This window comes from Stenotrophomonas sp., from assembly GCF_059505245.1.
In genome coordinates this window covers 117,423-132,654 of sequence record NZ_JCACKF010000010.1, presented here as the reverse complement: position 1 = coordinate 132,654, position 15,232 = coordinate 117,423, and the positions used below count along the sequence as shown (strand labels likewise).

Below are 15,232 nucleotides of genomic sequence, written 5' to 3'. Positions count from 1 at the left end.
TGGCAACCGACGACGGAGCCGGACAAGGCATTGACAGGGGACGGGGTTCAGCGGCGTAGCCGGAGTGGACGCCGGCATCCTGGCAAAGAGCGGGCCCGGACTGGCCCGGGGCTGGGATGCCGGCGCGGGCGCGCGATGGTGGGCGCGCCCTGCCGCGTGTTGCGAAGGTCAGCGGTAGTGGCGGGCAGCGCGCTGCATGACGATCTCGTCACGCATGCCTTCCAGGGCCATCAGGCGGACCTTGCCGACACCCTGCAGTTCCATGAACCGCTCCGTGTAGAACTCCGGCCCCAGCGCGGTGTCGGCGCGGGATTTGCTGAAGCCGTAGGGCACCACGCCCTTCTCGCCATCCTTGCTACCACCGACATAAAGAACGATTGCCATGTGATGTATTCCTCCAAATTGCTACTGCGTACTGCACTCGATGAGCGATGCTGCGAGCTCATCGGGGGAGAGCTTACCGCGTCGAACCTGACTGGAACGTCACGAAGGCTAATGACGATCGGTTGCATGCAGATGACTGCGGGATCGCAGCAGAATGCTTACGGATCCTTAACTTCCGGCTAACGAATCCGTGGGGGATTCCCGCCAACGGCGCAGCCCCTCGTGGGTGGTCGTGTAACGCGTTTGATGTGATTGGGCCGGGCGAGGTGGGTGCGCGGGACACGCCGTGAACCCGTCCCTGGGGGCTCGATGGCGCCATCCATGGCGCCAACGGTCCCGCGCACCCACCCCGCCCGGCCCCTGACAGTTTTTCGGGCACGTCCAGCCACGGAAAAGAAAAAAGAAGATCAAAAGCAAAAACAGCTTGGCTGGCCGCTTTTTGTAGAGCCGAGCCCACGCTCGGCTGCTTTCAGGCCAGTCCGCGAAGCCGAGCGCAGGCTCGGCTCTACACGAGCAAGCGCAGCGCGCGACCCGCTTCTGCTGTTCTTTATCTCTTCCGTGGCTGGACGCGCACGGAATCTGTCAGCGGCCGGGTGGGTGGGGGTGGCGGGTATCCGCGGCTTGGGTCGGGCGCATGCGCCCGACGGGTTGGGCAGGACGCCCAACCCCGGTCTTGCCGTGTGCGCAGGACAGCGCACACGTGCAAGCCGCGGCCAAGCCCCCATGGATGGGTTCACGGCGTCCCCGCTGGCCCCACCCACCCGGCCAGCCCCCAGGAAGCAGGCATTCCGCGACCAAGCCACGAGGGGCGGTGCCGTTGGCTGGAAACTACGGCCACCAGCCTTGCCCGAACCGGGCGAAATGATCGGCCGCCCGCTCGAACGGATTGCGCGCACTCACCCCGCCACACAGCAGGTACACCGGCAGGTACAGCGGCCCCAGCACCATGTACTGGTAGACATGCGCACGCTCATGGTCGTCCAGCCGGATCAGCGGCTCCACGCCCCACCCCGCCTGATGCGCGTAGGTCCGGCAGGAAATGCCAAGATCGTGGCCCGTGTGCAGGATCACATTGCCCAAGGTGATCGCCCCACCCGGCCCCCACGGCCAGCGGTCGAACACCAGCGCGCAGTCACGCCGGCTCCAGCGCAATGTCGCGCCGCCGAGCATGCCGGCCAGCCCACCCATCAGGCCGATCAGGGTGTTGGGCAGGGTCCACACCGCGCCCAGCACCTGCAGCGCGCGCAGCCAGATCGGCCAAGGCCGGGAGGCGGTGTTCAATCGGCCTCGTTCGGCATCAGCAGCCACAGGATCAGGTAGACCAGGATGCCGGGGAAGGCCGCCGAGGCCAGCGACAGCAGCACGTAGACCACCCGCAGAAGGGTGGCATTCCAGCCGAAGCGATGGGCAATGCCACCCATCACGCCGGCGATCATGCGGTCGTTCAATGAACGCGACAGTGTCTTGGGCGTGGTGTTCATGGCGGCGGCTCCGGGCAACGGACAGGGCAGTCGAGCGTGGCTCGACTCTACACCCTGCCCATGTCTACGGCGTGCGGTGACGCAGCGCCTGCAGGCGCGCACCGAACCAGGCGGCTGCGGTCTGTTCAGGCTGCCCCGGGCACTGGATGCGATAGGGTTTGCCGCTCATGCTGCTCTGGCTGGCGGCGCGCTCGATGAACTGCTCGGCGCTGTCCACCATGTCCTTCTTCAGCAGATAGTCGTACTTGCGCTGCAGATGCGCGCGCGCATCGCCGCCGTCATACCAGCTGCCATTGCGCTGGAACCGGCACTGGGAGCCGTCCAGGCTGGCGATCAACTGGGCGATCTCCCGCCGTGCATCCGCACTGGGTGCGGCCTGGGCAAGTGGTGCTGCCAGTAGCGCGGCCAAGATCAGAGGAATTCGTCGGGACATCAGGGGCCTCATGGCGGCCGAGCAAGCTCGATTCTATCGCTGCATGGCCTGAATATTCTCGCAAAACGAGAGGAAGTCCGGGGCGACAAGAATCGCGTCGTCCGCACGGATATGCTCCCCCGCAATTGTGAATTTCACACTACCTGTCCGCGTATCAAGCCAATAGTCGTTGTCGCCGCAGTCAACCCCAAAGGGGATGTGAGATTCAAAGAACGCCAGAGCGTCACGATGGCGGTCTGCCCTCCATTCCATCACATCAACGATTGACACAAGCCGAGGATTGGGAGGCACGCCCGGCACCTCGATGCAATGGAATGCCTCCAGCTCAAGCCGATTTCGATCTTCTGCGGTAACTTCGTAGAACGTGTCCCGATAGAACACCGCGCCGCCGTCGAAGTAGCCACCATTGTGCTTCGAATAGAATTCGATAAAGGCATCTCTGCCGGGAAATCTGCCCGGCACCATCACTGCAATCAGATCGATCGGCACCGGTGGCGACGAATCGTTGAACACGACGTTGTTCCGGGCGAAAACTGCTGGCTGAGCCATGTGCCTGTCCATCAAACGGTGTTTGAGCTTATCCACCTTTCGAAGTCGAGCAAGCTCGACTCTACAGGTCGCGCGCCTTCAGCCAACCATCGATCGTGGCCGGCACTTCGCGCTGCGCGCGCCCGGACACGTAGATGCCGATATGGCCACCGCGGAAGCTGGACTCGGTGTAGTCGTCCGTGCCCAGGCGCCCGCGCATCGCGCGCGAGGCGTCCGGCGGCACCAGATGATCCTGCTCGGCGTAGATGTTCAGCACCGGCAGCGTCACCTGCGACAGGTCCACTGCTTCCTCGCCGATCCTTACCGTGCCCTTCATCAGGCCATTGGCCTGGTAGAACTGCTTGATGAAATCGCGGAACGCCTCGCCCGCCAGGTCCGGCGAATCGAAGATCCACTTCTCCATGCGCAGGAAGTCCTCCAGCGCCGCCTTGTCATCGAGGATGTCGAGCAGGCCGACGTACTTCTGCACGTTCAGGCGGAACGGCTTGAGCATCAGGTAGCTGGCGTTCATCAGGTCGGCCGGGATGTTGCCCAGCGTATCGACCAGCAGGTCCACGTCCACCTGCCGCGCCCAGTGCGAGAGCATGTTGTCGGCGGTCTGGAAATCGACCGGGGTGACCATGGTGATCAGCTTGCCCAGCTTCTGTTGGCGCAACGCTGCGTAGCACAGCGCGAACACGCCGCCCTGGCAGATGCCGAGCAGGTCGACCGGGCCACCACTGCGCACGCGCAGCGCATCGACCGCTCCGTCGATGTAGCGCAGCAGGTAGTCCTCCAGGGTCTGGAAGCGTTCGGACCGGTCCGGGTAGCCCCAGTCCAGCACGTACACGTCCTGGCCCAGCGCCAGCAGCTTCTGCACCAGCGAACGGTCGGCCTGCAGGTCGACCATGTACGGCCGGTTGACCAGCGCGTAGACGATCAGCAGCGGCGTGCGCCGGGTCGGCGCCTGCTCACCGACGAAGCGATACAGCACCACCTTGCCGTCGCGCCAGACTTCCTCGCGCGCGGTCACGCCATAGTCCACGTCTTCCACCTGCGGCAGCAGCTTCAGCCCTTCCATCAGCTTGCGCTGCATGGCCAGGCTCTCCTGCATCAGGTCATCGGCGTTGAAGCCCAATGGTCCCTTCATCGGTCACGCGCCCGAGCGGAAGCGCGAGGTGCGGCCTTCTTCGCAGATGCCTTCTTCGCAGATGTCCTCTTCGCAGGCGCCTTCTTTGCCGGCGCGGCCTTCTTCGCGGCCTTGCGCGCAGTTGGCTTCACCTTCGCCGGCGCCGGCTGCGCCACCGGATCGACCTCAGCGGTTCCGGCCAGCACAGCCACCTGCGCCTGCAGGCGGCGCAGGCTGCGCTCCAGCTCGGCGATGCGGCGGTGTGCGGCATCCATCTCGCTGCGGGTGGGCAGACCGATCCGTTCACTCATCTGTTCCACCTCCCGCTGCAGGCCGGCGCGCAGGCGCATCTGCGCGTTGCCCAGCGAGGCGTACACCTGCTGGAACGGTTCGGACATGGCGACCTTGGCGTAGGCCTCCTCGGCAACTTCGATCCACAGGTCGAACATCGCGCGGGCGCTGGTCAACTGGCTGCCGGGCTGTTCGTGCTCGGCCAGGCGCTGCTCGAACAGCGCAAAGGCTTCGTCCAGTGCCTGCTTGATCTGATCGACATAGGCGCGCGAATGCTGCTGGTATTCCTCCTGCGCACGCAGCAGGGCCTGCCAGCGCGCCTGGTGCTCGCGGCCGGGGCCGAATGCCGGGCTCTGCAGCCACGGGCCCGCCTGCAGCTGGAACTGCTGCAGCCAGGCGGCGAATTCGGGTACCGCGGCGCCAGCGTGCGTGCTGCCACGGGCGCCCTGCAGCATCCACTGGAGCATGCCGTCGCCCTGCCCCTGCACCGCCTCGCGCCAGGCCTGGGCCACATCGGCACTGCTGGCGTCGCGGCCCGCAAACCGTGCGGCGACCTCCTGCATGGTGCCGTACCAGCTGCCCGCCTGTTCGCGGAACCGGCGCACGGCATCTTCCGGCGCGCCCTGCGCCTGCTCGGGCAACAGATGGCCCCACCAGTCGAACAACCGCTGCCAACTGCCGGGATCGTCACCGGCGGGTGCGCCGGGCGTGCTCGCATGGCGCAGGGCATCGCCCCAGGCGCCGAAATACTGCCGGGCCAGGGTTTCGAAATCGCTGCTGCCGGTGTCGTGGGCCGAGCTGGTCATCGCAGGCCTCCGCAGGGCTGGCTCATGGCTTGGGAATACGCAGGGTCTTGCTGATCATCAGCGACCCGGACAGGGCGAACAACAGCACCATCGGGTGCAGCTGCCACGGGCCGATCTGCCACTGGCCGAACCAGATGTTCTGGCCGATGGCATCGGTGCCGGCGGCAATCGCCAGTACGATCACCAGCACCAGGCTGGTCGGGATCGGGGTGCCCTCGAAATACGTGACCTTGCCCTCGTCGCCGGCGAGCGCCTCGGCAGTGACGTTGTAGCGTGCCAGGCGGCTGACGCCGCAGCAGACGAAGTAGCTCAGCACCAGCCAGTCCCATCCGCCCTGCATGCCGCAGGCATAGGCCAGCGCCGCCGGCGCCACGCCGAAGGAGATCACGTCGGACAGCGAGTCCAGCTCGCGGCCCAGGGTGGAGCTGGACTTGCGCCAGCGCGCGATGCGCCCGTCGAGGGCGTCGAAGATGAAGGCCAGCGGGATCAGCGCCATGCCGAACAGCAGATAGCCGCGCTCGCCGTCCTGCAGGAAGCGCATCGCGGCAAAGACCGCACCGGTGCCGCAGAAAGCATTGGCCAGGGTGAACCAGTCGGCCAGCTGGAATTCGCGCAGCATCGAGAAGTGACGTTTCATGGGGTCTCACGGAGCATCAAGGCCCACAGGTTACCGCGAGCGCCGCCGCTGGCGACAGCGCTGGCGCGGCCGATCCTTCACCGCCCCCTCACCCGTCGTCACCGGCGGTGAATTTTTCGCCACCCATCTTGACAGCCTAGGGGGGTGGCGCCTGTCGGGGCTTATCCACAAAGTTGCCCACGCGTAATCCACACCCCCTGTGGACAACCAGATCTCACCGACTGCGACGGTGGACATTTCCTCATCACTCTTCCGCGGGGTTTCCCTACTTCCCAAGCCGCAGAGTCGGCGCTATGGTCACCGGCGGGCCCGCCGCCGCCGCGTCCGATTCCTGGTGACGGGCGGCGATGATGCCGGATGCTTCCACCTGCCGCTGGCGCAGCGGCCCTGAAGTGGTAGAGCCGACCGCTCGCCGGCTGCCCCGACCGTTCAGCGTTGCCGGCCAGCGGCCGGCACTACCCAGCCTGCACCCGCCGCCAGCGCTCGAAACAGAACACCTGCATCACCAGCATCGCCAGCAACCCCAGCGGCCACGCCCACCACACGCCGGCCAGCCCATGCCGCGCCTGCAACCACATCGCCAGCGGCAGCTCCAGCAGCAATACCGCCGTCATGCCCAGCAGCGCTGGCCGCCATACCGTGCCACTGCCGCGCATCACCCCTACCAACACGGTGCTGCCGCCCATCGCCAGCACGCCCCATGCCACCGTGCGCAACTGCAGCGTGGCCAGTTCATGCGCTTCGGCAGCCACCAGGATCAGGCCGGTCAGCCAGGGCGCAAGCGCCATCACCAGCAGCACCACTGCACTCAGCATCGCCAGTCCAAGCAGCACGCCGGTGCGGGCGATGCCGGGCAGCCGTGCCGTACGCCCCGCGCCCATCGCATGCGCCGCAAGGATGGTGGCGGTAATGCCCAGTGACATGGCCGGCAGCTGCACCCAGCTCATCAACTGGTTGACCGCACCGTAGGCCGCCGTGGCCGTGTAGCCGTAGCGGTTGATCCAGCCCAGCAATACGATCTCGGCAATGGCCAGGCTGAGCATCTGCAGCGAAGACGGTACGCCGATGCGCAGCATCGCGCGGATGAGCGCGCCATCGAAACGGATGGCACGCAGCAGCTCGCGCCGTGGCGCCAGGGGATGTCCTACCCGCTGCCAGCGCCACAGCAACCAGCCCAAGGCCAACAATGAGGCAAACGCCGCCGATACAGCCGCACTGGCCGACCCCAGCCGCGGCAGGCCGGCCCAGCCCAGGATCAGCAGCGGCGTGCACAGCAGGCCGACCACCGTGGCCAGCAGCAGCGCCTGCAGCGGCGTCTTTGCATCGCCCACCGCGCGGCTCACGGCAGTGGCCAGCCACAGTAGGAAGAACACCGGAGCCGCCAGCAACAGCACGCGCGCGTACACGATGGACTCGCCGAGGATCGCTGCCGGCGTGCCCAGTGCCGCCAGCAGCTGTGGCGCGAAACCGCCGCCCAGGGCCATCACCAGCACCGACAACAGCAGGATCAGCGCCACCGCGCTGCCGGCCACCGCGCGCGCCTGTTGCGGGCGGCCCGCGCCCCAGGCCTGGCCGATCAGCACCATCGCGCCCGTGGCCAGGCCCATCACCAGGGCCAGCAGCAGGAAAAAGACCGGGAAGAACGCCGCGGCCGCAGCCACCGCCTGTGTGCCAAGCAGGTGGCCGAGATAGATGTTGTCCAGCGTGCCTGCGGCCAGCTGCAACGCATTGGTCAGCAGCATCGGCAGCAGCAGCGTCAGGTAGGTGCGCCACAGCGGGGGTGCTGCCGGAGGTGTCGGATGTACAGGGGGGCTCATGGGATTCTCTGGGCAAGGCGCCGCCCTGCCCGGCGTTTCCGCCAGCAAAGCAAGCACAGGGGAAGCGGGCCGCGGCCCGCGATCAGATGACGCCGTCGCTCAGCAACGGCGCGATGGCTCAGCCGTCAGCGTCTTCGAACGCCAGCCGCAGGGCGTGGTCGCGCACATCCCTGGGCCAGGAATGCAGCGCCGCTTCCAGGCCCGCGCGGTCATGCGCGAACAGCACCCGAATGGCCTCCTCGAAGCCCGGCAGGTCACCGGCGATGGCCTGCAGGAAGTGATAGGTACGCTCGCTGTGGCGGCGCTGCCGATCCTCGTCGGCACCGGCACGGCTGGCCGCTTCCACCAGCCTGCGCAGCACCACCGAAGCCCCACCCGGCTGTTCGGCCAACCACGCCCAATGCCGCGGCAGCAGCGTCACTTCGCGGGCGACCACGCCCAGTCTGGGGCGGCCACGGCCACGCGGGGTTGCGGGCGCCTCTCCGGTAGTGACGTCGGCATCCGCCTCCACGGCGGAGGGAAACGCTTCGGTCACCCGTGCCAGCAGCTCTGTGTCGCTGCCGCGCGTGTCGAAATCGCGGGTTCGCCCGCTGGCGTTGTCGAACACCAGCAGCGGACCGGCTGCGTTGTCGGCACGCAGTTGTTTCAACGCCAGCGCTGCCACTTCCAGCGTGCCGGAAGCGACCAGGCGATGGCCGTCGAAACAGCTGAAGGGAGGAAGTCGGGACACAGGCATGGCAATGGCATCAGAGGCGATGCGTGAATATTGCCCGGGTAATTTAACCGAGTCAATATTGTCCGGGTATTAATTTGCCAGAAGAGCGTGCCAACCAAGGTTGGCACCCACCCGATTCGTCACCTCACAGCCGGCTGTAGGACCAACTGACCATGCGGCCGTCCTTGTACGGCATCACGCCGTGGAACGGGCGCGGGTCGGCGTCGAACACCAGCGGCAGGAAGTTGCGGTCGCCCTCCCACATCGGCAGCGTGTCCAGCTTGTCCAGGTCCACCCACTCCAGCGTGCCCTCGTGGTTGCCGCCGTGCGGGGTGCCTTCGAAAGTGTCGATGACGAACACGAAGCCCAGCCAGTCTTCACCGTGCTTGCCGAAGCCCGGCCAGCTGAGGGTGCCGCGCAGGCGCATGCCGGTGCAGTCGATGCCGGCTTCCTCGGCGATCTCGCGACGCATGCTGGCTGCCACGTCCTCGTCCGCTTCGATCTTGCCGCCCAGCCCGTTGTACTTGCCCAGGTGGTGGTCACCCGGACGGGTGTTGCGATGGATCATCAGCACCTGGCGACGATCAGGCGACAGCACGTAGCCCAGGGTGGCGACGATCGGGGTGTACGGCATGGGCGGCATCCAGCGGCAGGTCAGCCGTGGATTATGGCCGATCAGCGCACCAGCGACAGGCGGCGCTCGGCGAGTGTGCCTGCGCCATCGGGATCGCGGCGCAGGGTGGCCACGCCGTGACCGCGCTCAGCCAGGTATTCCAGCCACTTGCCGAGGAAGGTGTTCATCCGCATGCGGTGGCTGATCAGCTCGGCCGGCGGCGGGTACAGGCCCATCGTGTCCTGCCAGCGGCGGCCGACGTAGCAATGGGTGGTCTCGGCCTGGCGTGCGTCACGGTAAAGACGCACATACGCCGAGGGATCCGGCTCACCGGTGACCGGGTCAGCCAGGTCGTAGGTCAGGCGCAGTTCCACCGTGTAGCGGTGGCACTCGATCACGTCCAGGCGTACGTCCAGGCCGTCGCCGATCGAGGAAATGTAGCTGCCCGCCACCAGTCCGGCCGGTTCGAACAGGCGCACCAGATGGCGGTAGTTCTCCGCGTACAGGCCCATGAGCCAGCTCAACCGGCTCAGGCGGGGAATGCGTTCGGTGCGGGGCGAGGCTTGGGCCATGGGTCGATCCTACACGTTGGTGCTTCAACGTGGGGGCGCCTCAAGCCACAGCCAACCCGTCAGCGACGATCCCTGTGTAGAGCCGAGCCCATGCTCGGCTGCTGTTCGGGAAGAACCCGGCGGCCCAGCCGAGCGTGGGCTCGGCTCTACAGGGCGAAGTGCGGCGCGCCGGAAAGGCTCAATACAGCTCGCGCTGCAGCCCCAGCGTGGCCAGCACCTTGCTGGAAATCTCCTCGATCGAGGTATGCGTGGTGCTCAGGGTCGGGATCCGCTCCATGCGGAACATGGTCTCGGCCGCAGCCACCTCGCGCTTGCAGGTCTCCAGGTTGGCGTAGCGCGAGTTCGGACGGCGCTCCTGGCGGATCTGCTGCAGCCGGTCCGGATCGATGGTCAGGCCGAACAGCTTGCGCCGGTAATTGCGCAGTCGCGGCGGCAGGCGATCGCTTTCCAGGTCTTCGTCGGTCAGCGGGTAGTTGGCCGCGCGTACCCCGTAATGCAGGGCCAGGTAGATGCAGGTCGGCGTCTTGCCCGCGCGCGACACCGCCACCAGGATCACGTCGGCATCGTCGTAGTTCACCGCGATGCCGTCGTCATGGGTCAGGGCGAAGTTCATCGCGTTGATGCGACGGTGGTAGGTATCGAAATCGACCATGCCGTGGGCCTGGCCGACCCGGGCCAGGCGCGGGCTGGCCAGTTCACGCTCCAGCGGCTCGATGAACGGCGCGAACACATCCAGCATCAGCGCCCCGCTGTCGGCCAGGATCAGGCTCAGGCTCTGGTCCACGCAGGAGTTCACCACGATCGGCCGGACCTGGTAGCGCTCCCCTGCCGCCTGGATCCGGGCACAGGCTTCACGCGCTTTTTCGGGGTCGTCGACAAACGACATGCGGTCGGTAATGAAGCTGAACCCGGAGAACTGGGTCAGCAGGCTATGCCCAATGGTTTCAGCGGTGATACCGGTTCCATCGGAAACGTAGAACACCGGACGGATGGTCGACATGCGCGCTTTTACCCCCTACGAAGCTTAAAAAGGCCGCCAGCACAAGCTTGTGCCGACGGTGCTCTGCCCGGCATCATATCGGCTTCTTCCTACGGACGCGGCCACTCAGCCCGCCTCGGGCGATGGCCAAACGGAGCATCGCGCTTGAACGAGAACATCCTGTGGTTGCACGAACTGCGTCTGGCCGATCTGGCCCGCGTAGGCGGCAAGAATTCGTCGCTGGGCGAGATGATCGGCAACCTGGCCGGTCTGGGCGTTTCGGTGCCGGGCGGTTATGCCACCACCGCTGAAGCCTTCAAGGACTTCATCGCGCACAACGACCTGTCCAAGCGCATCTTCGACAAGCTGGCCACGCTGGACGTCGAGGACGTCAACGCGCTGACCGCCGCCGGCAAGGAAATCCGCAGCTGGGTGATCGATGCGCCGCTGCAGCCGCAGCTGGACCAGGACATCCGCACCGCCTACGCCAAGCTGAGCGCCGAAAACGGCGGCGGCGACGTGGCCGTGGCCGTGCGTTCGTCGGCCACCGCCGAGGATCTGCCGGATGCCTCCTTCGCCGGCCAGCAGGAGACCTTCCTCAACGTCACCGGTGCCGACGATGTCGTGCACAAGGTCAAGGAAGTGTTCGCCTCGCTGTACAACGACCGTGCCATCGCCTACCGCGTCCACCACGGCTTCAAGCATGAGGACGTGTTCCTGTCCGCCGGCGTGCAGCTGATGGTGCGTTCGGGCGTCGGTTCCTCCGGCGTGCTGTTCACCCTGGACACCGAGTCCGGCTTCCGCGACGTGGTGTTCGTCACCTCTTCGTTCGGCCTGGGCGAAATGGTCGTGCAGGGTGCGGTCAATCCGGACGAGTACTACGTTTACAAGCCCACCCTGCAGGCCGGCAAGCCGGCGATCCTGCGCCGCTCGCTCGGCAGCAAGGCGATCCGCATGGTGTATTCCGATGTTCCGGGTGAGCGCGTCAGGATCGAGGACACCCCGGCCGAACTGCGCAACACCTTCTCGATCAGCGACGAGGACGTGCAGGAACTGTCCAAGCAGGCGCTGGTCATCGAAAAGCACTACGGCCGCCCGATGGACATCGAGTGGGCCAAGGACGGCGTCAGCGGCAAGCTGTTCATCGTGCAGGCGCGCCCGGAAACGGTGAAGTCGCGCAGCCACGCCACCCAGATCGAGCGCTTCGCGCTGACCGAAAAGGGCGGCAACGTGCTGGCCGAAGGCCGCGCCGTCGGCGCCAAGATCGGCTCGGGCGTGGCCCGCGTGGTGAAGACGCTGGACGACATGAACCGCGTGCAGCCGGGCGACGTACTGATCGCCGACATGACCGATCCCGACTGGGAACCGGTGATGAAGCGCGCTTCGGCCATCGTCACCAACCGTGGCGGCCGTACCTGCCACGCCGCGATCATCGCGCGCGAGCTGGGCGTGCCGGCCGTGGTCGGTTCGGGCAACGCCACCAAGGTGATCGAAGATGGCCAGCTGGTCACCGTCAGCTGCGCTGAAGGTGATACCGGCTTCATCTACGAAGGAAAGCTCGGCTTCGAGCGCACCACCACCGATCTGGGCAACATGCCGCCGGCACCGCTGAAGATCATGATGAACGTGGCCAACCCGGAACGTGCCTTCGACTTCGGCCAGCTGCCGAACGCCGGCATCGGCCTGGCTCGCCTGGAAATGATCATCGCCAGCCACATCGGCATCCACCCGAACGCGCTGCTGGAATACGACCGCCAGGATGCGGCGACCAAGAAGAAGATCGACGAGAAGATCGCCGGCTACGGTGATCCGGTCAGCTTCTACGTGGACCGCCTGGCCGAAGGCATCGCCACGCTCACCGCCTCGGTTGCACCGAACCCGGTGATCGTGCGCCTGTCGGATTTCAAGTCCAACGAGTACGCCAACCTGATCGGCGGCAGCAACTACGAGCCGCACGAAGAAAACCCGATGATCGGCTTCCGCGGCGCCAGCCGTTACGTCGACCCGAGCTTCTCGGCCGCCTTCGCGCTGGAGTGCAAGGCCGTGCTGCGCGTGCGCAACGAAATGGGCCTGGACAACCTGTGGGTCATGATTCCGTTCGTGCGCACCCTGGAGGAAGGCCGCAAGGTCGTCGAGGTGCTGGAACAGAACGGCCTGAAGCAGGGCGAGAACGGCCTGAAGATCATCATGATGTGCGAAGTGCCGTCCAACGCACTGCTCGCCGATGAGTTCCTGGAGATCTTCGACGGCTTCTCGATCGGCTCCAACGACCTGACCCAGCTCAGCCTGGGCCTGGACCGCGACTCGTCGATCGTCGCGCACCTGTTCGACGAACGGAACCCGGCAGTGAAGAAGCTGCTGTCGATGGCGATCAAGGCCGCACGCGCCAAGGGCAAGTACGTCGGCATCTGCGGCCAGGGCCCGTCCGATCACCCGGATCTGGCCGAATGGCTGATGCAGGAAGGCATCGAGTCGGTGTCGCTGAACCCGGACACCGTGGTCGATACCTGGCTGCGCCTGGCCAAGCTGAAGGCCAACGGCTGATGCCGTAATGGGCTGACGTCGCTTTCATCGACGTCCGCCCATACTGCTGCCGCACGCAAGCCCCGCCTCTGCGGGGCTTGCTGTTTCTGGCGTCCGTGCACGCCACGCGCACCTCGCGCCTGTCCCTCAGCAGCAAAGGAACTCCCGCATGATCGCCGCCGCCCCACCCGCCCCCGCCGCAACGCCCTGGTTCCACTCGCTCAACTGGGAGCGCCTGCTGGAAACCTACGGCGTACCGTTGCTGGCCGCGATCGTGGTGCTGCTGGTGGGCCTGTGGGTGGCACGACGCCTGTCCAACGCGATGCCGCGCGCTACGGCTCGCATGGGTGTGGACCCGATGCTGGGCAGCTTCCTGCGCAACGTGGTGTATGCCGCATCGCTTGTGATCGTGGTGGTGCTGGCGATCGGCACGCTGGGCGTGCAGATCACCCCGTTGCTGGCCGTGCTCGGTACCGCTGGCCTGGCCGTCGGTCTGGCATTGAAGGATTCGCTGTCCAACATCGCCTCGGGCGTGATGCTGGTGACGCTGCGACCGTTCCGTGTGGGCGATGTGGTCACCGTGGCCGGACAGACCGGCACGGTGCGCGAAGTGCGCATCTTCCAGACCGTCATCACCGGTGCCGACAACCAGCACACCACCATTCCGAACACGCTGATCACTGCCGCACCGATCATCAACCTCACCGCCGAACCGACGCGCCGCGTCGAACTGGTGATCGGCATCGGCTATGAAGACAACATCCAGCTGGCGCGCGATACCGCGCTGGCGTTGATGAAGGCCGACCCACGCGTGCTGCAGACACCGGCACCGGACGTGGTGGTGTATGAGCTGGGCGCGCACGCCATCAACCTCGGCATCCGCTGCTACGTGAAGTCGGCCGACTGGTTCGGTACCAAGGTCACGCTGCTGGAGCAGCTGAAGCTGGGCTTTGACAAGGCCGGCATCAACATCCCGTACCCGCAGCAGGACATGCACCTGTACCTGCATGGAAAGGATGGCGGCGTGATAGAGGCTGACGCGCTGGTGCGCGACAAGCCCTGATCCATGCCGGTAGTGCCGACCAACGGTCGGCACCCACCCATCGGCGATACGACATCGGAATGCCGGCCGCTGGCCGGCAGCGTCCAGGATCAGGCCGCGACGCTCTCTTCCAGCGTCGGATAATCGGTGAAGCCCGCCGCGCCACCGCCAAAGAATGTCGCACGATCCGGCGGATTCAGCGCCGCACCGGTACGCAGTCGCTCCGGCAGGTCCGGGTTGGCGATGAACGGGCGACCGAAGCCGATCAGGTCAGCCCAGCCTTCAGCCAGTGCCTGCTCGCCGCGTTCGGCGGTGTACTTGCCGGCGTAGATCAGCGTGCCCGGGTAGACCATGCGCAGCGCCTGCTTGAACGCCACCGGCATCAACGGTGCATCGTCCCAGTCGGCTTCGGCGATGTGCAGGTAGCCCACGCCCAGCTCACCCAGCAGGTGCGCCGCGGCCAGATAGGTCGCCTGTGGCGTATCGTCCACCGCGCCCTGCAACGTCGTCAGCGGCGCCAGACGGACACCGACGCGGTCACCACCGGCTACGGCCGTCACCGCCTGCACGACCTCTCGCAGGAAACGCAGCCGGTTCTGCAACGCGCCGCCATAGCCATCGGTGCGCCGGTTGGCCTGCGAGTCGATGAACTGGTTGATCAGGTAACCATTGGCGCCGTGCAACTCCACGCCATCGAAGCCGGCGGCCAGTGCATTGCGGGTGGCCTGTGCATAGTCGGCGATGATGCCCGGAATCTCGTCCTCGGCCAGCGCGCGCGGCATCGAGTGCTGGATCATCTCGCCCACGCCCGCTTCCGGGCCAGCGCCTGCAGGGTCGACAAACACTTTCACGCCTTCGGCCAGCAGCGCCGACGACGACACCGGGGCGGCACCACCCGGCTGCAGGGCCACATGCGAGACCCGGCCCACATGCCACAGCTGGGCGTAGATGCGGCCGCCAGCGGCGTGCACCGCATCGGTCACCCGGCGCCAGCCCTGCACCTGTTCCGGGCTGTGGATGCCCGGGGTCCAGGCATAGCCCTGGCCCTGCGGGCTGATCTGGGTGCCTTCGCTGACGATCAGGCCAGCACTGGCGCGTTGGGCGTAGTAGGCGGCCATGTCCGCGGTGGCGACGTTGCCGTCGGCGGCACGCGAGCGGGTCATCGGCGGCATCACGATGCGGTTGGGCAGGGTCAAGGCGCCCAAGCGGTGGGGAGTGAACAACATGGCGGCGATCTCTTGCGGGGGGGACTGCCGCAAAGGATGGGGATGCCAGCTGCCAG

16 protein-coding genes are annotated in these 15,232 nt (G+C 66.4%); 2 read left to right on the top strand and 14 right to left on the bottom strand.

The window, feature by feature from the left end:
• Positions 1-168 precede the first annotated feature (168 nt).
• The 13 genes from AC5JLE_RS03795 to ppsR form a co-directional block, all read right to left on the bottom strand.
• Positions 169-384 (bottom strand): hypothetical protein, encoded by a 216-nt coding sequence (locus AC5JLE_RS03795; protein WP_005410085.1) that lies wholly within the window; start codon positions 382-384, stop codon positions 169-171.
• Positions 385-1,212: 828 nt separating this feature from the next.
• The gene (locus AC5JLE_RS03790) at positions 1,213-1,665 is read right to left on the bottom strand and encodes a hypothetical protein (protein ID WP_046431279.1); all 453 of its coding nucleotides are present in this window, start codon (positions 1,663-1,665) and stop codon (positions 1,213-1,215) included.
• On the bottom strand, positions 1,662-1,865 hold the full coding sequence (locus AC5JLE_RS03785) for a PspC domain-containing protein (RefSeq protein WP_014647543.1): 204 nt from the start codon (positions 1,863-1,865) through the stop codon (positions 1,662-1,664). The genes AC5JLE_RS03790 and AC5JLE_RS03785 overlap by 4 nt, the downstream gene beginning before the upstream one ends.
• A 64-nt stretch (positions 1,866-1,929) precedes the next feature.
• Positions 1,930-2,298 carry a YfeK family protein gene (locus AC5JLE_RS03780; RefSeq protein WP_241884520.1) on the bottom strand — a complete coding sequence of 123 codons (369 nt, stop codon included), beginning with the start codon at positions 2,296-2,298 and terminating at the stop codon, positions 1,930-1,932.
• A gap of 33 nt (positions 2,299-2,331) precedes the next feature.
• A complete protein-coding gene (locus AC5JLE_RS03775) occupies positions 2,332-2,847 on the bottom strand; it encodes an SMI1/KNR4 family protein (protein WP_197562167.1) in 516 nt (171 codons plus the stop codon).
• Between the two features lie 61 nt (positions 2,848-2,908).
• Entirely contained in the window at positions 2,909-3,976 is a 1,068-nt protein-coding gene (gene phaC / locus AC5JLE_RS03770) for a class III poly(R)-hydroxyalkanoic acid synthase subunit PhaC (protein ID WP_046431281.1), read from the bottom strand.
• Entirely contained in the window at positions 3,973-5,052 is a 1,080-nt protein-coding gene (gene phaE / locus AC5JLE_RS03765) for a class III poly(R)-hydroxyalkanoic acid synthase subunit PhaE (RefSeq protein WP_241884524.1), read from the bottom strand. The genes phaC and phaE overlap by 4 nt, the downstream gene beginning before the upstream one ends.
• 22 nt (positions 5,053-5,074) lie before the next feature.
• Positions 5,075-5,689, bottom strand: a complete 615-nt coding sequence (locus AC5JLE_RS03760; protein WP_014647547.1) for a CDP-alcohol phosphatidyltransferase family protein — start codon at positions 5,687-5,689, stop codon at positions 5,075-5,077.
• Positions 5,690-6,144: 455 nt separating this feature from the next.
• Positions 6,145-7,506: an MATE family efflux transporter gene (locus AC5JLE_RS03755; RefSeq protein ID WP_241884526.1), complete on the bottom strand. Its 1,362-nt coding sequence runs from the start codon at positions 7,504-7,506 to the stop codon at positions 6,145-6,147.
• 118 nt (positions 7,507-7,624) lie between these two features.
• Positions 7,625-8,242: a DUF2239 family protein gene (locus AC5JLE_RS03750; RefSeq protein WP_496065051.1), complete on the bottom strand. Its 618-nt coding sequence runs from the start codon at positions 8,240-8,242 to the stop codon at positions 7,625-7,627.
• Between the two features lie 124 nt (positions 8,243-8,366).
• On the bottom strand, positions 8,367-8,855 hold the full coding sequence (locus AC5JLE_RS03745) for an NUDIX hydrolase (RefSeq protein ID WP_014647550.1): 489 nt from the start codon (positions 8,853-8,855) through the stop codon (positions 8,367-8,369).
• A gap of 41 nt (positions 8,856-8,896) precedes the next feature.
• A complete protein-coding gene (locus AC5JLE_RS03740; protein ID WP_049444258.1) occupies positions 8,897-9,406 on the bottom strand; it encodes a DUF1249 domain-containing protein in 510 nt (169 codons plus the stop codon).
• A 178-nt stretch (positions 9,407-9,584) separates the two neighbouring features.
• Positions 9,585-10,406: a posphoenolpyruvate synthetase regulatory kinase/phosphorylase PpsR gene (gene ppsR, locus AC5JLE_RS03735; protein WP_014647552.1), complete on the bottom strand. Its 822-nt coding sequence runs from the start codon at positions 10,404-10,406 to the stop codon at positions 9,585-9,587.
• 144 nt (positions 10,407-10,550) lie between these two features.
• Between ppsR and ppsA the strand changes: the two genes are divergently transcribed.
• Both ppsA and AC5JLE_RS03725 read left to right on the top strand, forming a co-directional pair.
• A complete protein-coding gene (gene ppsA / locus AC5JLE_RS03730; RefSeq protein ID WP_241884528.1) occupies positions 10,551-12,929 on the top strand; it encodes a phosphoenolpyruvate synthase in 2,379 nt (792 codons plus the stop codon).
• A gap of 148 nt (positions 12,930-13,077) precedes the next feature.
• Positions 13,078-13,971 carry a mechanosensitive ion channel family protein gene (locus tag AC5JLE_RS03725; RefSeq protein WP_496065050.1) on the top strand — a complete coding sequence of 298 codons (894 nt, stop codon included), beginning with the start codon at positions 13,078-13,080 and terminating at the stop codon, positions 13,969-13,971.
• 89 nt (positions 13,972-14,060) lie between these two features.
• Here the strand turns inward: AC5JLE_RS03725 and AC5JLE_RS03720 are convergent, their stop codons facing one another.
• Positions 14,061-15,176: an alkene reductase gene (locus AC5JLE_RS03720; protein WP_142234919.1), complete on the bottom strand. Its 1,116-nt coding sequence runs from the start codon at positions 15,174-15,176 to the stop codon at positions 14,061-14,063.
• Between the last annotated feature and the right edge of the window lie 56 nt (positions 15,177-15,232).